At 34.9% G+C, this 20,237-nt stretch carries 22 protein-coding genes; 1 reads left to right on the forward strand and 21 read right to left on the reverse strand.

Translation table 11 applies throughout. The features are described from left to right. From atpG to J0J69_RS07275, 19 genes are all read right to left on the reverse strand, one after another. On the reverse strand, positions 1-858 hold the full coding sequence (atpG, locus tag J0J69_RS07185) for an ATP synthase F1 subunit gamma (protein WP_212724776.1): 858 nt from the start codon (positions 856-858) through the stop codon (positions 1-3). Between the two features lie 20 nt (positions 859-878). Next, positions 879-2,378, reverse strand: a complete 1,500-nt coding sequence (gene atpA, locus J0J69_RS07190; RefSeq protein ID WP_055242801.1) for a F0F1 ATP synthase subunit alpha — start codon at positions 2,376-2,378, stop codon at positions 879-881. A 17-nt stretch (positions 2,379-2,395) separates the two neighbouring features. Further along, the gene (locus J0J69_RS07195) at positions 2,396-2,938 is read right to left on the reverse strand and encodes a F0F1 ATP synthase subunit delta (RefSeq protein ID WP_055242799.1); all 543 of its coding nucleotides are present in this window, start codon (positions 2,936-2,938) and stop codon (positions 2,396-2,398) included. After that, on the reverse strand, positions 2,931-3,431 hold the full coding sequence (gene atpF, locus J0J69_RS07200) for a F0F1 ATP synthase subunit B (RefSeq protein WP_055242797.1): 501 nt from the start codon (positions 3,429-3,431) through the stop codon (positions 2,931-2,933). Before atpF ends, J0J69_RS07195 begins: the two co-directional genes overlap by 8 nt. Before the next feature lie 68 nt (positions 3,432-3,499). Continuing rightward, positions 3,500-3,784, reverse strand: a complete 285-nt coding sequence (gene atpE / locus J0J69_RS07205) for an ATP synthase F0 subunit C (RefSeq protein WP_055242795.1) — start codon at positions 3,782-3,784, stop codon at positions 3,500-3,502. A gap of 52 nt (positions 3,785-3,836) precedes the next feature. Further along, positions 3,837-4,520 carry a F0F1 ATP synthase subunit A gene (atpB, locus tag J0J69_RS07210; protein WP_055242792.1) on the reverse strand — a complete coding sequence of 228 codons (684 nt, stop codon included), beginning with the start codon at positions 4,518-4,520 and terminating at the stop codon, positions 3,837-3,839. Between the two features lie 132 nt (positions 4,521-4,652). Then, complete coding sequence (locus J0J69_RS07215) at positions 4,653-5,057, reverse strand: hypothetical protein (RefSeq protein WP_055242790.1); 405 nt, start codon at positions 5,055-5,057, stop codon at positions 4,653-4,655. Beyond that, on the reverse strand, positions 5,054-5,287 hold the full coding sequence (locus tag J0J69_RS07220) for an AtpZ/AtpI family protein (protein WP_055242789.1): 234 nt from the start codon (positions 5,285-5,287) through the stop codon (positions 5,054-5,056). Before J0J69_RS07220 ends, J0J69_RS07215 begins: the two co-directional genes overlap by 4 nt. Next, complete coding sequence (gene upp, locus J0J69_RS07225) at positions 5,287-5,916, reverse strand: uracil phosphoribosyltransferase (protein ID WP_055242786.1); 630 nt, start codon at positions 5,914-5,916, stop codon at positions 5,287-5,289. Before upp ends, J0J69_RS07220 begins: the two co-directional genes overlap by 1 nt. A gap of 212 nt (positions 5,917-6,128) precedes the next feature. After that, positions 6,129-6,569 carry a ribose 5-phosphate isomerase B gene (gene rpiB, locus J0J69_RS07230; protein ID WP_055242784.1) on the reverse strand — a complete coding sequence of 147 codons (441 nt, stop codon included), beginning with the start codon at positions 6,567-6,569 and terminating at the stop codon, positions 6,129-6,131. Between the two features lie 228 nt (positions 6,570-6,797). Then, the gene (locus tag J0J69_RS07235; protein WP_237252464.1) at positions 6,798-7,223 is read right to left on the reverse strand and encodes a hypothetical protein; all 426 of its coding nucleotides are present in this window, start codon (positions 7,221-7,223) and stop codon (positions 6,798-6,800) included. 99 nt (positions 7,224-7,322) lie between these two features. Then, on the reverse strand, positions 7,323-8,018 hold the full coding sequence (locus J0J69_RS07240; protein ID WP_212725714.1) for a stage II sporulation protein R: 696 nt from the start codon (positions 8,016-8,018) through the stop codon (positions 7,323-7,325). Positions 8,019-8,094: 76 nt separating this feature from the next. Further along, positions 8,095-8,700, reverse strand: coding sequence for an L-threonylcarbamoyladenylate synthase (locus tag J0J69_RS07245; protein WP_212724773.1), 606 nt, complete (start codon positions 8,698-8,700; stop codon positions 8,095-8,097). Between the two features lie 127 nt (positions 8,701-8,827). Continuing rightward, positions 8,828-9,679 carry a peptide chain release factor N(5)-glutamine methyltransferase gene (gene prmC / locus J0J69_RS07250; RefSeq protein ID WP_212724772.1) on the reverse strand — a complete coding sequence of 284 codons (852 nt, stop codon included), beginning with the start codon at positions 9,677-9,679 and terminating at the stop codon, positions 8,828-8,830. A 799-nt stretch (positions 9,680-10,478) separates the two neighbouring features. Continuing rightward, positions 10,479-11,543: a peptide chain release factor 1 gene (prfA, locus tag J0J69_RS07255; RefSeq protein ID WP_212724771.1), complete on the reverse strand. Its 1,065-nt coding sequence runs from the start codon at positions 11,541-11,543 to the stop codon at positions 10,479-10,481. Between the two features lie 104 nt (positions 11,544-11,647). Continuing rightward, on the reverse strand, positions 11,648-13,009 hold the full coding sequence (gene dnaB, locus J0J69_RS07260; RefSeq protein WP_055242773.1) for a replicative DNA helicase: 1,362 nt from the start codon (positions 13,007-13,009) through the stop codon (positions 11,648-11,650). A gap of 39 nt (positions 13,010-13,048) precedes the next feature. After that, positions 13,049-13,492, reverse strand: a complete 444-nt coding sequence (gene rplI, locus J0J69_RS07265) for a 50S ribosomal protein L9 (RefSeq protein WP_055242771.1) — start codon at positions 13,490-13,492, stop codon at positions 13,049-13,051. Beyond that, positions 13,489-15,474, reverse strand: a complete 1,986-nt coding sequence (locus J0J69_RS07270; RefSeq protein ID WP_055275176.1) for a DHH family phosphoesterase — start codon at positions 15,472-15,474, stop codon at positions 13,489-13,491. The genes rplI and J0J69_RS07270 overlap by 4 nt, the downstream gene beginning before the upstream one ends. Before the next feature lie 19 nt (positions 15,475-15,493). After that, a complete protein-coding gene (locus J0J69_RS07275; protein WP_055275178.1) occupies positions 15,494-16,411 on the reverse strand; it encodes a DUF2232 domain-containing protein in 918 nt (305 codons plus the stop codon). Positions 16,412-18,508: 2,097 nt separating this feature from the next. On the opposite strand from J0J69_RS07275, the gene J0J69_RS07280 reads away from it, so the two are divergent. After that, positions 18,509-18,676 (forward strand): hypothetical protein, encoded by a 168-nt coding sequence (locus J0J69_RS07280; RefSeq protein ID WP_172676274.1) that lies wholly within the window; start codon positions 18,509-18,511, stop codon positions 18,674-18,676. A gap of 707 nt (positions 18,677-19,383) precedes the next feature. On the opposite strand, the gene rpsR is transcribed toward J0J69_RS07280, so the two are convergent. Together rpsR and J0J69_RS07290 are read right to left on the reverse strand one after the other, a co-directional pair. Continuing rightward, a complete protein-coding gene (gene rpsR, locus J0J69_RS07285) occupies positions 19,384-19,617 on the reverse strand; it encodes a 30S ribosomal protein S18 (protein WP_006784586.1) in 234 nt (77 codons plus the stop codon). Positions 19,618-19,669: 52 nt separating this feature from the next. After that, complete coding sequence (locus J0J69_RS07290; protein ID WP_055243504.1) at positions 19,670-20,236, reverse strand: single-stranded DNA-binding protein; 567 nt, start codon at positions 20,234-20,236, stop codon at positions 19,670-19,672. Position 20,237 lies beyond the last annotated feature (1 nt).

The raw sequence follows: 20,237 nt of genomic DNA on the forward strand, positions 1-20,237 counted from the left end.
TTATTCTAAGGCTGAAGCTCCACCAACAATCTCTGTGATTTCTTGCGTAATTGCTGCTTGCCTTGCTCTATTGTAAACTAACTGTAAGTCTTGAATAATTTCTAATGCATTATCTGTTGCATTTTGCATCGCATTCATACGAGATGCATGTTCTGAAAGCTTAGCTGTAATTGCTACCCCATAAATTGTACCTTCTAAGTATTTAGGTAAAATAGCATTAATTACATCTTCCTCTTTAGGTTCAAATGAATACTGAGCCGTTGCCTTTTCAGCTTTCTTTGGTACTAAAGGTAAAATTTGTTTTGTAGTCGGTTCTTGAGCGATTTTAGAGATATAGTTATTATAAATAATAACTACTTCACTTAAAGCACCATCCATATAATCACCGATTACTTTATCAACAACAGGTTTAATGTCTTGATATATGATGTCATCTGGAACAAAAACAAATTCATTTTCAATCGTTAAATCAGCACGTTTTGCATAATCAAATCCTTTACTACCGATCATATAAATTTTATATTGATCTTTCGCTAGAGAGTTAACTTCATGCTGTAATAACTTTAAAACATTTCCGTTATAGCCACCTGCTAAACCACGATCAGATGTGATAACTAAGTATCCTGTACATTTTGATTCGCGTTTTGATTTGAAGAATGGATGGTGTCCCATACTAGATGTACTAGAAATGTTACGAACCATATCTTCAAGTGTTTGCATATAATGGTGATAGTTTTTAGTTTTAGCTTCAGATTTTGTTAATTTTGCAGCTGAAACCATTTGCATGGCTTTTGTAATTTGACTCGTACTTTGAGTCGAAGTAATTTTATCTTTAATGTCGCGCATTGACTGAGCCATACTTGTTCACCGCCCTTCTATTAGTTAAAAACGGCTTTAAAGCTCTCAAGTGCTTCGTTTAATAAGTCAGTGTCTGGTAAATCTTTTGTATCACGAATGTGAGATAAGATTTGTGGACGTTCATTTTCTAAGAATGTATATAATTCTTTTTCAAAACGACTAATATCAGATAATTCAATACTATCTAAGAATCCGTTAACTAAAGCATAAAGGATACATACTTGTTTCTCAACAGCGATTGGTTGATGAACACCTTGTTTTAATACTTCGATTGTACGTTCCCCACGAGCAAGTTTAGCACGAGTTGCTTCATCTAAATCAGATCCGAATTGAGCGAATGCTTGTAACTCGTAGTAAGAAGCTAAATCAAGACGTAATGTCCCCGCAACTTTTTTCATTGCTTTGATTTGAGCAGATCCCCCTACACGTGATACTGATAATCCGGCGTCAACTGCTGGACGGATACCAGAGTGGAAGTAATCTGATTTTAAGAAGATTTGTCCATCTGTGATTGAAATTACGTTTGTTGCAACGTATGCAGATAAGTCACCTGCTTGAGTTTCAATGAATGGTAATGCAGTAATCGATCCTGCTCCTAATTCATCGTTTAACTTCGCTGCACGCTCTAATAAGCGTGAATGTAAGTAGAATACATCCCCTGGATATGCTTCACGACCTGGTGGGCGGCGTAATAATAATGATAATTCACGGTAAGCAGCTGCTTGTTTTGATAAATCATCATAGACAATTAATACGTGTTTTCCTTGGTACATGAATTCCTCTGCCATTGTTACACCTGAATATGGGGCAATATATAACATTGGAGATGGAGAAGATGCTGCTGCAGATACAACGATTGTATAATCCATCGCATCATGTTTCTTTAACGTTTCAACTACTGAGTTAACAGTAGATTCTTTTTGTCCAATTGCAACGTAAATACAGATAACATCTTTACCTTTTTGGTTTAAGATTGTATCAACGGCGATTGCAGTTTTACCTGTTTGACGGTCACCGATAATTAACTCACGTTGACCACGTCCGATTGGTACTAAAGCATCAATCGCTTTGATACCTGTTTGTAATGGTTCATGTACAGATTTACGAGCCATTACTCCTGTTGCTTTTACTTCTGTTGGACGGAATTTATCTGTTTCGATTGGTCCTAAACCATCGATTGGATTTCCTAAGGCATCAACAACACGTCCAATTAAAGCGTCCCCAACTGGAACTGACATGATGCGTCCTGTACGTTTAACTTCGTCACCTTCACTGATTGAACGGTACTCACCTAAGATGATAACCCCAACGTTATCTTCTTCAAGGTTTTGTGCCATCCCTACAGCACCTGAGGCGAATTCAATAATTTCACCAGACATAACATTTTGAAGTCCGTGAACACGAGCGATTCCGTCCCCAACTGTTAAAACTGTCCCAGTTTCAGTTACATCTAATACTTGCTCATAGTTTTTAATTTGATCGCGCAAAATTGCACTAATTTCTTCTGGTCTGATGGCCACCAATGCTCACCTCTATTCTATTTTAACTCAACATTTAATAAGTTATTTTTTAAGTTCTTTAATTGTAATTTGATTGAGTTATCATATACAACATTACCTAAATTAACTTTATATCCACCTAATAATGATGGATCAATTTCAACATTAAGTTTAACTTTTTGATTTAACTTTTTCGTGAATGCATACGTTAACTCTGTTAACTGACCTTCACTTAAAGCAACTGCGCTATATACAGTTCCTTCAAGAATGCCAAAATGTTGATTCACTAATTCGTTATAAGCAATCATAATTTCAGTTAATAAATTAATACGATCTTTATCAATTAAAACCATTAAAAAATTAACTAAAATTTGTGATGCATCTTTAGAGAAAATTGTTTTAATTAACTCTTTTTTATCATTTTTATCTAATTTAGGAAGCGTTAAAATCTCCATAAATTGTGGCTGCTCTTTCATAACAGAGCGAATAACATTGAAATCATTTTTAATGTCTTCTAAAACATTTGACTCAAGCGCTGCATCAAATAATGCTTGAGCATAAGTAGAAGCGATTTTACTCATGGCTTCCACCTACTTTAGCAATGAATTGATCAAATAATTCGTTATGAACATTAGCATCGATTTCTTTTTCAATCATTTTCTCAGCTGAAGATACAGCTAATTCTACGATATCTGAACGAATTTGAGCATAAACTGCTTTGCGTTCTTGCTCAATATCTGCTGCTGCTTTAGATAATTTTTGTTGAGCTTCTTTACGAGCATTAGACACGATTTCATCATGCATATGTTGTGCTTGTTTTTTAGAGTTTTCAACAATCTCACGTGCTTCGTCGCGTGCAACTTGCACTTGTGCTTCAGCAGACTGTTTTAAAGCCATCGCATCAGCTTTTAACATTTCTGCATGGTTAATCTCTTGAGAAACTAATTCTTGACGCTTACGTAAGAATTCTTTCATAGGAGCCCATGCAAAACGTTTAATCACTAAGAATAAGACTAAAGTCGATAAAATTTGTAACGTAAAATTGACTAAGTCTGGCATGATATAGATTTGCAAGTAGGTTGCCCCCTTTCTTATCTGTCTTTAATATAACTACGTATAATAACTGCTTACAGTACTACGAATTATAATGAGCTAACAAGTGGGTTGATGAATAATAAGATGATGGCAACTACGAATCCGTAGATCGCTGATGTTTCGGCGATCGCTTGCCCTAAGATCATCATTTGCATTACGTCACCTTTTGCTTCTGGTTGACGACCTACTGCTGCTGCAGCTTGACCAGCCGCGTTACCTTGCCCGATCCCTGTACCGATACCTGAACATACCGCTAATCCAGCACCAACTGCTGACATACCTAATACGAATGCTTCACTTGAAATTGAAGATGCAACTGTTTGTAAAAACATAATTTAATTCCTCCTGATTTAACATTTATTTTCCTTAGTTTTTTGTTGTTAACTACTCCATTGCTCCTTGAGACCAAATCATAGTTAACATGATGAAGATTAATGTTTGGATAACACCAGAGAAGATATCGAAATATCCATGTAAAGCCGGTGCGATCAATGGCGAGAACCATCCAAGCGCTTGATAAATAAGCGACATAATGATACCACCACTTAAAATATTACCGAATAAACGGAAAGATAACGAGATTGGTTTCGCAAGCTCTCCGGTAATATTTAAAGGTAATAAGAATGGGAAGTCTCCAAGGTACGTATCGTATAAGTACCCTCCGATTCCTTTTGCTTTAATCCCTGATCCGATCATGACAACAATCGTAATAACCGCTAAGGCTAATGTAACGTTGTAATCAGATGTTGGTGCACTTAATCCTAGTAACCCTAATAAGTTGGCACAGATTAAATATGCTGTTAATGTCCCAATGAATGGTGCAAAATTTAAGTGCTTAACACCCATTGTTTGCTCAACTAATCCTTCAATACCTGTCACTAAAATCTCTAGGAACAAGACAATACCTTTTGATGGTTTAGATGGATCAGCCTTTTTAACGGCATTCCCACAAATAATAAAGAACACACATAGCACAAGAACTAAAACAACCGAGTTAAACACCGTTGGATTAACAATTGTGTTTCCCTCTTTATCTCCTATGAAGATATTCATCAGTAGTGGACTCATTCTTAACCTCCTTTCTTAGAGATTCCTTTGCTGAAGGTGACTCCATATTTTCTTGTTAATCCGATTATGATAATCGGTGGCTAAAATAGATCGAATCATACGTTCTAATTAGCTATATATATTCAACGACGATTACTTTTTGTTTTTTCCATAACCAAACGTAAAGAAACCATCAGTTTGAATCGCAAATCTTACCATCGAAATACCGATGAAGGCTGCAACGAATGCTGGTGTTCCTAATAAAAGAACTGTTGCAACAAGAGCTCCGGCATAAATCACTAAACGAAGCAATAAGTTTGTCTTCATCGTTGATTTAGCACCTTTTTCTTGTTGTTCAAGAGCATTCTTTGTTCCGATAACAATAAGTCGGAAGTTAATTAAATTTACTACAACTCCTAACCAATATCCAATTAAAACATTAACTATTGGTAATTTGAATACCATTGTAATCACGGCAATAAAAAACGTAAATACTAATGCTAACTGAATTACTCGTTTAGGAATGACACGAATTGGATCATTTTGTAATTGACTCAAGACTTATCCCTCTTATCTATTTTAATTATTAACAGATAGACACTTTTAATGCCACTAAAAACTCCGATAAATACAAATAACAGTAAAAATAACGGAGATGTGTTTAACCATTGATCGAGATACTTTCCAATAAATAATCCAACAAATATATTGGCAATCATGGTGATCCCTATTTGAGAAAGAAGTGACATCCACTTCATGGCTTTAACAACTTTATGTGGCTGACTCATTATTTTGTTCCAAAGATACGGTCACCAGCATCTCCTAAACCTGGAACGATATAACCTTTTTCATTTAATTTTTCATCTAATGATGCTAAGTAAACTGTTACATCGGGATGAGCTTCATTAATTGCTTTAACTCCTTCAGGAGCTCCTACTAAGCAAACTAGCTTAATATTTTTAGCGCCACGTTGTTTAATTGAATTGATAGCAGCAATAGCAGATCCCCCTGTTGCTAACATCGGGTCAACGATAAAAATATCACGTTGATCTAATTCTTCTGGGAACTTAGCAAAGTATTCAACAGGTTGTAATGTTTCCTCATCACGGAAGATTCCAATGTGTCCAATACGAGCTGAAGGAATCATTTGTAAGATACCATCAACCATTCCTAATCCTGCACGTAAAATTGGAACAACAACCATTTTCTTACCTGCAATTACATTTGCTTTTGTTTTAGCAACTGGTGTTTCAATTTCGATTTGTTCTAATGGTAAATCGCGTGTAATTTCATACACCATTAATCCACCAATCTCATTAATCATTTGACGAAATTGCGTCGTAGATGTATCTTTCTGACGAATTTGTGTCAACTTATGCTGAATTAATGGATGATCTAAAATATTAACTTTAACCACATCGGTCACCTCATACACCTTATATTTTTATATAATTCAATTAGTAATTCTACAACTTTTTTACTTTCATTTCAATGTATACTCCGCAGAAAAAATACCAAGAACTTCAAGAGTCTAAAAATAAAAACATCACTTTTATTTTCACACACTTTAATTATTTACTTTTTTCAAGTATCTATGAAATAAAAAAGAAATCCTAAGCACAGGATCCCTTAAGCGTTTTCATACTTCGAGATTTTTTCGATACGAGCAGTGTGGTGTGCCCCCATAAACTCAGTCGTTAACCAAACTGATACAATCTCACGTGCTAATCCTGGACCAATGACACGTCCACCCATAGCTAAAACATTTGAATCATTATGCTCTCTTGTTGCTTTTGCAGAGAATAAGTCATGAACTAATGCACAACGAATCCCTTTTACTTTGTTGGCAGCAATACTAATTCCAATTCCAGTTCCACAGATTAAAATACCGCGATCAAATTGCCCCGCGGCTACAGACTCTGATACTTTAAATGCATAATCTGGATAATCAACTGCACAACTATCATAACTTCCGAAATCTTCGAATTCAACATTCATGTCTTTGAGTAAACCTAAGATTTCTTGTTTTAATTCAAATCCACCATGGTCACATGCAATAGCTACTTTCATGAATAACGCTCCTTTTATTCTGTAAAATAATTCTATCTTTTTTATTATAACATATTTTTTTCTAAACTTTTGCATTAAAGGTGTAAAAAAAATCCTATGTAAGTTCTCATCTATTAACTTTACTCCAAATTTTAAATAAAAAAAGAACTAATTATCGGTAATTAAAACCAATTTTAGTTCTCCTTTATATAAAACAATCTATATTTTACCAAAATTTATTGTCTACTATTAAAATTTGATACTCATCAGTTGAACATCCTCTAATTTTAATAACTCCGGAATATTTAGATTGGATGTTTTCTTCATTTCCACAAATCCTAGCAATCCAAATAATTGACGCGCATATGGATGAGAAGTGATAGCGACTAATTGATTAATCTCTTTTTCTTTAGCTGATCGATACAATTCAAAAAACATATTCACCAATAAATCTGGAACAATGTTTTGATCATAAATAAAATAACGAATAATCCCAACTTGATCAAAAGCCTCAAATGAAACCATTCCTGATACTTTATCAAACTGTTTAATGAGGATGGATTGCTCAATAATCTGTGGATTAACTGTTTCAAGTGTCGTCACTTTCTTCATAAATTCTAGAACAAGGTCATAATCAGTTGCTTCATAACGTTTTACTTCTTTATCAGTCATCATAAAAATCCCCCTTCAACGTCATGTATATGTTAAAGGGGAATAAAATATGCTGATAAGATTTTAAAATAAAAGGACGGAAAGGAGGATGGTGATGACTAATTAATACTCATCCTCATATAAATACCAATTTGCTTTTGTTGAATCATCTGATATTACATAAGCTTCTGTTTCTTTTGTACCAAACAAAGTATCTACAACTTCACCAATATACGATTTGAATTTTTTTTCTTGGAACGCTTCTTGTGTACTTTCCATTGCATTATATTGTGCGTTCCACTCACTTGAATCTTCTGATTCATTAGATGTTGCACTTGGGCCTAAACAAAGATCTGGATTCATAAAGCACCACCAGTTATTCCCCATTCCTTCACCAATTGTGATAACTAAGCTCTCATAATATCCCGCTTCATATGTTTCACCATTGTATTGTTTTTCTGGGAATAAATGCGCCCCATAGCTCACTTCAAAACCTGTCTCATAATTAATCGTATCTAAGACATGTGCGACTGTATCTTCAATGTCACCGATATTTTGCATAATAAATTCACGAGTTGAATTAATCGTTTCAAAAGCAGATTTATTAGCTGCTAAATATTCATCAATTGCATAACGAACCATTTTCTTAGCTTGTTGATCTTCATATTTATTTGAATTTGGAATAATACGAATACGAATGGCTGTATCATTCACAATGACTTGTGCATTATCTGATTGAGGTTCTGCTTTCCCAATTTGATAAACTGTTACCATCATAATTAATGTTAATACTACGATAATTGTTGATTTCTGATTCATTCTAAACACCATCCCTTTCACCTGATACCTCATTATGGACAGTTTTCAAAAAATTATACGTAGTATTCCTCAAAAATTATTTTTTATGCAAAACTTTTTGAATTTCTTCTAATGAAATGGCTCCTTCTCGTAAAATTTTAAATTCACTCGTCGTGCAATCTAAAATAGTTGAGGGAATTTGTGCTTTCGTTTCTCCATCATCAAAGACATAATCCACACGATGAATAACTGGATTATCCACCTCTACCCTTGTTGGGCTTACTTCACCTGAAACATTGGCACTCGTTGTTGCCAATGGACCTAATTCACTTAATAACTTTAAAGCTAATGGATGATCAGGAATTCTAACTCCAATTGTCTGTTTTCCACGCGTAATCTCATTAGGTAAAGGCATATAACAATTTAAGATTAACGTTAATCCTCCAGGTAAAAACGCATCAATCAACTTTTTAACTTCTACTGATAATGGACCTACAATTTTCTCTAACTGGTCTTCATTTGCGCATAAAACAATTAAAGACTTTTCTGTTGGACGATTTTTAATTTCAAAAATTTTATCTAAAGCATTGGGTGAATGAATACTAGCTCCTATTCCATAGACTGTATCCGTTGGAAAAACAATCACATCTTCTTGGGTAATCATCGCTAACGCTTCACTTAATTGATGACTTTGATAAATCATGCATTTACAAATCCTTTCTATAAAAAGAAGGATGTCATAGGACATCCCCTTTTTCTTATCCTTCCCTAAAAGGAAATTAATTTTTTATATAGAAACCAAAATGTATTTCACATTTCTAGGCTAAATCTTAGTTATTAATGATAATAGTCATGCGGTCTTTCCCATTTAAGTCTTTTAATGTTTCAAACTTAGAATTAGGAAAATGTTGCTTCACTAATTCCGCCATTGCTTCTTTATGGTTATATGCATGTTCAAATGCAATAATATTTTTCTCATTTACAACTTTATGAGCATCTTTTAAAATTTGACGATAGAATTTTAATCCATCTTCTCCACCAAATAACGCTAAGTGTGGTTCATTATCTTTAACAAGTGGATCCACATCTTCAGTTAATGGAATGTATGGAGGATTTGATACTAGAATATCAAACTTTAATCCGCGTTCAATTAACGGTTGTAACATATCTCCTTGATAGAATGTTACATTTGCTCCTAAATTAGAAGCATTTTGTTTCGCAACTTCTAAAGCGGCCTCTGATAATTCAGTCACCGTTACTTCCATATTCGGTTCTTCAACTGCTAAAGTAACACCAATCGCTCCACTTCCTGTTCCTACATCGACGACCTTAACAGGAGCACCATCAAATACATCATCATAAGTTGATAAAACATTAGCCACTAATTCTTCCGTTTCAAAGCGTGGGATTAAGACATCATCATTGACAATAAATTTATGTCCAAAGAATGTTTCGTATCCCATAATGTGTTGAACAGGAATATTTTGTTCAACATATGTTTTAACACAGCGCTCAAATTCTTCAACTTGTTCCACTGGCACTTGCATATTCATATCGGCTAAAATCTCATAACTTTCTTTCCCAGTTACATGCATTAATAATAATTTAACAGCCGAATCTTCTTTTCCATTTTCAAGGGCGTAATCTTCAGCCCATTTTAACAATTCACGCATTGTTTTCATCTTTATCACCGTCTTCTTAAAATCAACCATCATTTTACTCTAAAATGCTAAAACATGCAAATAAAATTTTTTACAACTTATCTTGGATTATTAGATATGAAAGCATACACTCACTCTGAAGAATATGAATCCTAATGATATAACTCTCTCCTATAATAAAGATGCACCTTCATTCTATTATGGAAGATATCCAATCTTTCATGGAACCATTTAGGATATGATACATATATTAGAATTAGATGTAGCAAGGAAATCAGTAGTTAAGTGTAAAATTCACACCACTATTTTGTTCATACGACTTTTATAATAAATAATCTTAACTTTTTTACATAAATTACGTTTAAAATTCATAGTACTGGTTCATAATATAATTGTCCGTAAGACGAGAACTTACGGGCATACTCTTCCCCCCCATATAAAACTTTATTTCATTACTCATTTCTCTCCCCAATTTTTAAAGTTTTATTTTTCATACTCTCTCCTTATAATTCTCTCCCAAAGTATTTAATACTTTACTCCCTCGATTATGGTAAAGACTTTTTCTGAGCCTACTCTCACCCCCCCAAGAGAGACTCGAGGGAAGATGACAATTCAATCCCCCCATTGAATTGTCATCACAATTAAGACTGTAAAGGTTCCCCCCCTTTACAGTTTCTCCTAATTTTTAAAAAAGCGCCCCTCCCCCGGGCGCTTTTTTCTATTTCTAGACTTATATAAATAAATTTTAAGATAATCATAAAGTAGAGAATAAATAAAAAATCTAACTTCATTTTGAAGTTAGATTTTTTATTTAATATCATTAGTCTTGAGCGGCTAATTTACGTTTTTGTTCTTCTGTAATTAAAGCTTCAACAACTGGCTCTAATTTACCTTCCATAACGCGGTCTAACTGTTGGATAGTGAATCCAATACGGTGGTCAGTGACACGGTTTTGTGGATAGTTGTAAGTACGGATTTTTTCAGAGCGTTCACCTGTTCCGATTTTAGAACGACGTTCTTCACCTTCAGCCTCTAAACGCTCTTGTAAGATTGAATCATAGATACGAGCCTTTAATACTTTTAAGGCATTGGCTTTATTTTCGTGTTGTGATTTTCCGTCCTGACATGATACAACGATTCCAGTTGGAACGTGAGTTAAACGTACCGCTGATTTAGTTGTATTTACTGACTGTCCTCCAGGTCCTGATGAACAGAAAGTATCAACACGGATATCATTCATACTTACTTCGATATCTACATCTTCAGCCTCTGGCATAACTAAAACAGTTGCTGTTGATGTGTGGATACGTCCTTGAGATTCAGTGGCAGGGACACGCTGTACACGGTGTGCTCCTGATTCATATTTCATGTGAGAGTATACACTTTCACCTGAGATCATGAACTCAACTTGTGACATCCCTCCAGATTCAGAGTAGTCAACGTTCATGACTTGAATTTTCCATCCTTTTACCTCAGCATATTTTGTATACATACGGTATAAGTCTGATGCGAAGATATTTGCTTCATCTCCACCCGCAGCTCCACGGATCTCAACGATTACGTTTTTCTCATCGTTGGGATCTTTAGGAATTAATAAGATTTCTAAACGCTCTTCTAATTGTGGAAGGCGTGGTTTTAACTCTTCTAATTCCATTTCGGCCATTTCACTAATTTCTGGATCAGAGTCTTTTGCCATTTCTTTTAAATCTTCAATTGAAGCTGCAATTTCTTTATATTCAGTATACACATTAACTGTCTCTTCAAGACCACGTTGTTCTTTTGATAATTCAGTTAATTTTTTAATATCAGTAACGATTGCAGGATCAGCCATCATTTCGTTAATTTTTTCATAACGCTCTAAGATTGCCTCTAAACGTTCAAACATAGTCGAATCCTCCTCTAATTGTTCATTCCTAATTATAATATAAGTCAAACGTATCGTCAAAATGTGTTTTATGTAAAACGCATCTTAAACTTAGATGTTTTTTACTAGACGTCTGGGATGTGAGCTGACTCTGGAACATTAACCAGATTTTCGAATCGGCTGATTTCTTTTCTAAAGGCTAACTTAACTGTCCCGACAGCCCCACTACGGTGCTTCGCGAAAATAACTTCAACGATATTATCGTTTAATTCCGGATCCTTTTTATAGTAATCTTCACGATATAAGAAAGTAACGATATCGGCATCCTGCTCGATACTTCCTGATTCACGTAAGTCTGACATCATTGGTCGCTTATCTTCACGATTTTCCACCTGACGTGATAACTGCGATAAAGCAATAACCGGGATTTTCAACTCACGTGCCATCTCTTTTAACATACGTGAAATTTCAGAGACTTCTTGTTGACGATTCCCACCGTTAGCCTTGCTACCAGAAAGTAACTGTAAGTAGTCGATCATTACTAATCCAAGACCTTTTTGTTGATGAAGTTGTCGACATTTTGCTCGCAATTCTCCAACACGAATACCAGGTGTATCATCGATATAAATGCCTAAATTACTTAATACATCGGTGGCAATTTTCAATGAACGCCAATCCGCCCCTTCTAAATTCCCAGTTTTTAAACGATGCGCTTCAATTCGTCCTTCGGCACTAACTAAACGGGATACGAGCTGATCGGCCCCCATCTCTAAGCTGAAAATGGCAACATTCACATGATTTAGCTTGGCCACGTTTTGCGCAATATTTAAGGCAAATGCGGTTTTCCCCATCGCAGGACGGGCAGCAACGATAATTAAGTCGTTATTTTGAAGACCCGAAGTCATATTATCAAGTGCGGTAAATCCAGTTGTTAATCCAGTTACTTCACCTGTTGATTGAGATAAACGCTCAACGTTTTTAATAAAGTCAATGATGACATTATCGATTTGTTTAAAATCAGACCCTTGATTTAATCGAGCTAAGCCTGAGAATTGTTGCTCAGCCGTATCAATTAAATCTTGAGTTGATGTCTCTGGATCATATCCTTGCTCAATTAGACTTTGAGCACGATTAATGATTAAACGTGAAATTGATTTTTCTAAAACAATCTCGACATAATGCTCTGTATGTGCTGTCGTTGCGACACTTTCGTAAATCGTTAAGATGTACTCCACACCACCAATTTCAGCAATACGTTTATGATCTTGAAGATACGCTGTAACTGTTGTCACATCGACCCCAATATTTTGGTCCAATAGGATCAGCATCGTTTCATAAATAATGCGATGACGATGATGATAAAAATCATCTGGCTGTAATTTGAGTTTGACATCCTCACACACCTTTTCATCGAGCAACATGGCCCCAAGAATAGCTTGTTCAGCATCGGTGCTATGAGGCATCTGACGATTTGGCGATTCTAACATGGGATACCCAACTTTCTAACGTTAATCTATCATAACCTCTTATTTTTCTTTGATTTGAACTGAAATAGTTGCGACTACTTCTGGATGTAAATGAATTGGAACACGTGCCATTCCTAATCCACGGATTGGTTCTTCTAAATCCATTTTACGTTTATCTAATTTGATTCCGAATTGTTTTTGGAACTCTTCAGCAATTGCTTTTGTGCTAACTGAACCAAACACACGCCCGTTATCTCCTGATTTTACTTTAACAATCACTGTTTTTTGTTCTAAATCAGCTTTTAACTTTTTGGCTTCTTCTAAGCGTAACTCGGCTTGTTTTTCTTCTTCCGCTTGTTGAGCTTTTAATTTATTCATATTTCCTGGCGTTGCATCCATCGCTTTATTTTGTTTAATTAGGAAGTTCGCAAAACCATTTGGAAAATCTTTAACTTCACCTTTTTTACCTTTACCTTTAACATCTTCTAACATAATTACTTTCATTTAGACTCACCACTTTCTTCTAACTCTTTAACAATAACTTCTTTTAATTGTAAAACAGCATCTTGTGTACTGCTACTACGCATTTGTGTTGCTGCATTATTTAAATGCCCACCACCACCCAGTTGTTCCATTAACACTTGAACATTCACATCACCTAGTGAACGAGCACTAATTCCAATGTACTGCTCATCAATACGTGAGATTACGAATGAAGCCTTAATATTTTGAACATTTAACAACTCGTCGGCTGTTTGAGCAATTTGAACTTTTTCAAGCACCATCTCATCATCTGCACAAGCAATAATAAACTCATCTTTAAAGATTTCTGCTCGTTCAATGAGATGTGCCTTACTATAATAATTCTCAAGCGGCGTTCGGAGCAATTGCTGAACTAACTTCTCTTCCGCTCCTTTTTGTTTTAAAATAGCGGCCGTTTCATACGTTCGTCGTCCCGTATGATACGAGAATCGACGCGTATCAACAATAATTCCCGCTAACATAATCGAAGCTTCTAATGGCGTCATTTTAATTTTCTGTGAATAGTAATCGAACATATCCACAACTAATTCGACCGTTGATGAGGCATAAGGCTCCGCAAACGAAAGCACCGAATCAATCACATCAACGCCTCGTCGATGATGATCAAAGACAGCGACTTTCTTAGCACGCGGTAAAAGTGCTGGCTCTATCACCATTTTTGGATCCTGCGTATCCGCAACTACTAGTAACGTATTTTTGGTCATTAATTCAATCGCTGCTTCACTTGAAATGAAATACTTTTTCAACTTTTCATCTTTTAAAATTTCATCAACAAAATTTTTAGCTGTTTTATCTAGCTCCTCCTGCTTTAAAACAATGTAAGCTTCTTTCTTTGAAGCAATTCCCATTCGTAATAATCCGATACTGGCTCCAATCGCATCCACATCCGGATAACGATGTCCCATAATAATGACACGTTCACTATCACGAACTAAACGCTCATAAGCTTGTGCATTCACACGCGCACGAACACGATTACGTTTCTCAACTGGATTTGTTTTTCCACCGTAGAATAAAAACTTATCATCACTTGCGATTTTAATCGCTACTTGATCCCCCCCACGGCTTAGTGCTAAATCTAACATATAATTCGCACGTTGTCCAAGTTCAGAAAAACTATCGTATCCAGTTGCTAACCCGATACTAATCGTTAACATAATATCTTTTTCTTTAGCTGCTTCGCGAACCTTATCAATAATCGTAAATTTCGTCTCGCGAAGTTGCTGTAACACCTCGTACGGCATCATTAAAACAAAACGGTCACTAGCTGTCGTTCGAATATAGATTTTATGCTGATCGGCCCACTGCATAATAATCGAAATGATTTTTCCATAGAATTCACTTTTTTCTTGTTCATTTAAATTATGAAAGACCTCGTCATAATTATCCATCACAAGAACTCCAACAACGGGCTGTTCATTGACATATTTTCGTGATAACTCTGTATACTCTGTATAATCTGTAAAATACATCAATCGTTCATCTTTCATATGTAACACTTGATACGTCTGTTGATTAACAGTTATCTTAAATGATTCCTCATCACCAAGCGATCGATTATAGAGTTGTTCACTTAAATCCTTTAACACCTTATCATGTAAATCTTGATTAAAAACGCGCTTTAAATACCCATTAAACCAAACAATTTCATAAGCTTCATCATAAAGTAAAATCCCCATCGGTAATTGATTAAACGCTGTTTCCCCTGCATGCTTGACACGATACGAAATCGATTCAATCTTCTTTAGCGTATCCGCTTTATAGTGAAAATAAGCATTCACACGATAGATAGCATCTCCTACAAAATATAAGAAGATGATTAGAGAGATCACATCAGATTGATAATAAGCATAAATTCCAGTCACTACTAAAGAAACAATAGAAATCACCAGATATCCAAGATGATCTTGATATTCTTCTAACCATTTCCTAATCTTTTTCACCATTACCACCTACCTTTCATTATGATTTTTTAACAGCAAATCGCTCACGGTAATCGAACAACGCATCCATCACCCCGAGCACCGAAATAAACATTGAGAAGCTAGACATTAAAGCAAAAATAATAATAAAAGTTCCAAATCCTCTCTTATTACGAGATCTAAAATAAGACATTGCCACCACAATCCCCTGTAATAAGAACAACGTGTTTAAAAGCATAATGACATTCATCAATACAACATTTACTGCATGATTTGGAATAAATACAATCGCCACTTGACTAATTAATAAAGTCACTGCTAATTTCGCACCTAATTGGAAACGGTTAACATTTCCACGTTTAGTAACTTCATAATTCATACGTTTAAGAACGTTAGTTGCAACCGTATCACTTAAAAACGCTGAAGCTAATCCCATTAAGATAAGAATCGTTGGTAATAACGTCGTCATCATTGTACTAACCATATTTTGAACTGGTAACAGCATCTCAGCATTATTCGCTGGTAAAAAAGCTGACATAGCTTCAAGCATCCCATTCATTTCATCCGCCATTTGTGCCATGGATTCTTGGAGATTTAATCCTGTAACCACATAAGTTAAAATTGGAAACGAAATGACTGATACAATTGCTGCATTTAAAAGACGTTGCCAATACGGCCATTTCTTTATAATCCCAATACCAATCAGAGCACCCATCAACCCATAATTCAAGGTTGTAACTAGTCCATAAACTGAGCCAAATAAAAATGTTCCAATAAAGCACCCAATCAATAACCATAACACATCTCGAACTCGATTTGTCGTGACTGAATAAACAATGAGTGGAATAGGTAATAAAATCGACATGATTGTCGGCAAAACTCCAATATTATATAAAACAAAAAAGACCATATAAATGGCTAGCATAATTGCCGCGTTAACAAGCGACTTCGTCTTCATCTAAAAGACCCCCTTCATAAATGCCAATTAACGTCTCTATTATACCACAATTTGAGCTGAATATATATTCACTTATATAGGGGCACAGCCACATTTTCATTTTAAATGGACGTCTATAAAAATTTTTATCTTTTTCTAGCAACTATTCCTTTTGCTCATTCAAAAAAGATTCATCTGAATAAACTATTATTGAAATGAGGGTTCGATAAACAAATCTTCATTTCACCTGTTAGATTCTAAACTAAAAATCAAATCCAAACCAACATACACAATATAATCTAACAGTTTCTTGATCAGACCATTAACTAATCCCACAATAATATAACAAATCCTCCATCTTATTGTTTTCTGTCATCATTCCTTTATCACATAACTTATTTCATAAAACATCATCAAATTAACATTCCTCCATTCATAACTTCATCATCACTCATTTATCTCATCTATCACCTTTAACATTCATACGTTTGATCAAGACATCTGAATATTTGAAACTTAATACACTCTTCTTATTATAGCCCATTCACTGCTACACTAAACAACACACCTTCCGAGCAAAATGAACTTCACTCATCATTATAACACCACACTACTTGTTTACGTCAGCTTTTAACCACTACTCATTCACACAATCCAGCCACACCTATACTAATACATCAACCTTTAAACTAATACCACCATCCACTATCACAATACATTTATACTCATCCTTCCCCCACACTCCATACATTCAAACGACAATCCCTACTAATTAGTCAGTTTTATATCCACCACATCTTATACTAAAAAATAAACTTATCCCTAATAGTACATTTAGCCACATCCTTACTTCAAACTTGTAAATTCAAACCATATTTCATGCCAATTAACTAGTTTTACATCCACCACAATTATCCCAAAACAAACTCCCTTTCTAACCATATACTCATACACATACCTACTACATCATCCGTATATTCAAACCACATTTTGTACTAACCCACCAGTTTTACATACAGCACACTTACACTAAAAAACATATTCATTTTTACCTCAAAATTCACACATTCAAACTAAATATCCTCCTAATCACTCAGTTTTAAACGCATCACATCTAAAACAAAATCCCCAAAAGCATTCAGTACATTTAAAGCATAGGATTTCTAATATAATCATGACTCACTCCAACCAAAAACACAGTCCTTATCATAACAGTATAAAACCACACTTGTACTCACTCTTACCATTCACTATGAAACATGATAAAACTATAGCCTAGTATATAAAGCAAAAACACATTAAGGACCGAACTAATAATTGTACATTTAATCTATTAAAAACTCTTCTAACATTTATCATACACTCACTCTCCTCATCCAACTAATCCGCAGAATCTTCATTCCTTAAACTCATCTATCTGTTGAAACACTGTATCCTCATTATCATTACAATCACTCTATGAACATTGCAAATCTCTATCATCATCTTAGCAACCATTACATCTACACACTTACTTATCACTCATCCTCACCATTTAATTACTAGCATTCAAATTAATTAATATAGCTCTGTATTCGGTACAATCTCATCACAATCTAACTTCAAATATTCAGATTTATTAAATTATTTATCTCTGAATTCTTCATTTAACTTCAACCTCCAATACCATTTAAAAAGATAAAATTCTCCTATTTATCTTCTAACCTCAACTAGTGATCATCATCTCATCCTTAATACGGAGATAAATAACGATTCATTTAAATCATACGATCCACTTTTATAATAAAAGAGGACCTCTTTCAGGTCCTCTTTGCTATTTTAACGCTAAAATTAACTTCACTTCTTGTTCTTCTTCACCTGTCGATAACTATTTAACCCCTATACTCTCATATAAATACTTCGCTACCGTAAGTCGTCACTAAAGAAGTTACATTCTACTGCTTTTTTTACCCATAAAATAAAACTTCCTTACCCTATCTATTTCCTTGATAGGCCTCATCGATGATAATTTCCCCAAATTTTAAATTTCCTTATAAAAAACACTTAATTTTTTTAGGTATAGGTATATAATTAGAAGTGTAGTTATTTCATTATAATGTTTTATGAGGAGTGAAGAAGATGGAAAAAAACAATTCTTATAACCCATTTCGTTTATTAAGTGATGCCCACTTAACAGAAGACATGAGTTGCTGTACAGATACTTACTTATTAGATCGCTCAACAATGAAAGTTGAACCATGTGAAGTAATTGCTAATGCTGAGCAAGCAAAAGAAGAAGAAAAATAATTAACAAGAACAGGACACTCATCCTGTTCTTTTTTTATCCACCTTATAGAATTGTAGAAAGAATCATAAACACCTAGCGTAAGCTTTATAGCAAGCTTTCTCAGCATTGAAATGTACACCCCAATGAATAGCTGACTGTCAAAATCAAGACATTTATATCGTATGTACATCCTAATTTACAGCTGACTGTCTTTTCGCTCCTAACAAAAAGGAATATTTTCGAGCTCTCTCAATTACTAAGCATATAACATCTTTTTTCATCATAAATTACAATATGAATCATTATCATAAGAGTAGTAATAGTTAAATCCTAACTACCAAACTATAAATAGTGTCACTTTTATCATCACCTACAGTATCCACATTAACTTCTTGGGCCAAAGGAGTAAAAGAACTATTACGCATATCTTTAAATTTAGTTTATTCCTAAAATATCGCTTCGACTCTCACCTCAGATAAAAAAGATAGCTCATCAAAGCCATTAAAGATGGCTAGATGAGCGACAAAAAAACCACCTTCTATTGAAGGTGGCGTTAAAACTTGAATATTTTTAATAATTGGGCCCTGATGCAAATATCTCTGTTGCGAGATTCGCCAGAAGAAACGAATGTTTCTTTTACATCGTCTGACGAATAATAAAGGTTAGCTTATGTTTTATAAAAAAATGGCGCGAAAGTCCGCGCCACTCTGTAAACAATGTGTTATTACTATTCAGCAGAGAATGGTAATAATGCCATGTGACGAGCACGTTTAATAGCAACTGTTAATTCACGTTGGTATTTAGCGCTTGTTCCTGTTACACGACGAGGTAAGATTTTTCCACGATCAGATACGAAACGTTTTAATAAATCTACATCTTTGTAGTCGATTTTCGTAATTTTGTTTGTAGTGAAATAGCAAACTTTACGACGACGACGTCCTCCACGACGGAATTGAGCCATGATAGTTCCTCCTAACATCTTTTAAAATTATTTTTTATATGTTATTTAAAAATTAAAATGGTAAATCATCATCAGAAATATTAATAGTTGAGCTGAAATCTGGCTCATTATTAAATGATTGCGATGGATTTCCGAAGCCTTGATCCATACTTGGTGCTCCTCCGAAAGGATTTCCACCAAAGCCATTTGATGCTGGCGCTTGTTGTTGGAATGATGGCGTACCACCGTATCCACCTCCAAAGCCTCCACCAAAGTCTTGTGATGGTTGAGCTCCAAAGTTTCCTCGATCAGCAGATGCAGAGCGTGGTTCTAAGAACTGTACGCTATCGCACACCACATCTGTTGTATAACGCATTGATCCATCCTGAGCCTGATAGCTACCTGTTTCAATACGTCCTTCCACTCCAATAAGAGATCCTTTACGTAAAAACTTCGCCATATTCTCAGCTTGGCCGCGCCATGCAACACAGTTAATGAAATCTGCTTGGCGTTCTCCATTTTGACTAGTGAAAGTGCGATTAACCGCAATACTGAATCGCAAGTTTGCGATCCCATTAGTTGTATACTTTAGTTCTGGATCACGAGTTAATCGCCCTACTAAAACAACGCGATTAATCATT

This window comes from Turicibacter bilis (assembly GCF_024499055.1).
Taxonomy (GTDB): Bacteria; Bacillota_I; Bacilli_A; order MOL361; family Turicibacteraceae; genus Turicibacter; species Turicibacter bilis.

Excerpts from the sequence above, each read along its gene's own strand:
- J0J69_RS07275 (WP_055275178.1), bottom strand. The coding sequence starts at position 16,411 with ATGAAGACGAAGTCGCTTGTTAACGCGGCAATTATGCTAGCCATTTAT.
- J0J69_RS07245 (WP_212724773.1), bottom strand. The coding sequence starts at position 8,700 with ATGATTTATCAAAGTCATCAATTAAGTGAAGCGTTAGCGATGATTACC.
- prmC (WP_212724772.1), bottom strand. The coding sequence starts at position 9,679 with ATGAAAACAATGCGTGAATTGTTAAAATGGGCTGAAGATTACGCCCTT.
- atpG (WP_212724776.1), bottom strand. The coding sequence starts at position 858 with ATGGCTCAGTCAATGCGCGACATTAAAGATAAAATTACTTCGACTCAA.
- J0J69_RS07235 (WP_237252464.1), bottom strand. The coding sequence starts at position 7,223 with ATGATGACTGATAAAGAAGTAAAACGTTATGAAGCAACTGATTATGAC.
- J0J69_RS07240 (WP_212725714.1), bottom strand. The coding sequence starts at position 8,018 with ATGAATCAGAAATCAACAATTATCGTAGTATTAACATTAATTATGATG.
- rpiB (WP_055242784.1), bottom strand. The coding sequence starts at position 6,569 with ATGAAAGTAGCTATTGCATGTGACCATGGTGGATTTGAATTAAAACAA.
- J0J69_RS07220 (WP_055242789.1), bottom strand. The coding sequence starts at position 5,287 with ATGAGTCAGCCACATAAAGTTGTTAAAGCCATGAAGTGGATGTCACTT.
- rplI (WP_055242771.1), bottom strand. The coding sequence starts at position 13,492 with ATGAAAGTAATTATGTTAGAAGATGTTAAAGGTAAAGGTAAAAAAGGT.
- prfA (WP_212724771.1), bottom strand. The coding sequence starts at position 11,543 with ATGTTTGAACGTTTAGAGGCAATCTTAGAGCGTTATGAAAAAATTAAC.
- dnaB (WP_055242773.1), bottom strand. The coding sequence starts at position 13,009 with ATGTTAGAATCGCCAAATCGTCAGATGCCTCATAGCACCGATGCTGAA.
- J0J69_RS07195 (WP_055242799.1), bottom strand. The coding sequence starts at position 2,938 with ATGAGTAAAATCGCTTCTACTTATGCTCAAGCATTATTTGATGCAGCG.
- J0J69_RS07290 (WP_055243504.1), bottom strand. The coding sequence starts at position 20,236 with ATGATTAATCGCGTTGTTTTAGTAGGGCGATTAACTCGTGATCCAGAA.
- atpB (WP_055242792.1), bottom strand. The coding sequence starts at position 4,520 with ATGAGTCCACTACTGATGAATATCTTCATAGGAGATAAAGAGGGAAAC.
- atpE (WP_055242795.1), bottom strand. The coding sequence starts at position 3,784 with ATGTTTTTACAAACAGTTGCATCTTCAATTTCAAGTGAAGCATTCGTA.
- rpsR (WP_006784586.1), bottom strand. The coding sequence starts at position 19,617 with ATGGCTCAATTCCGTCGTGGAGGACGTCGTCGTCGTAAAGTTTGCTAT.
- J0J69_RS07280 (WP_172676274.1), top strand. The coding sequence starts at position 18,509 with ATGGAAAAAAACAATTCTTATAACCCATTTCGTTTATTAAGTGATGCC.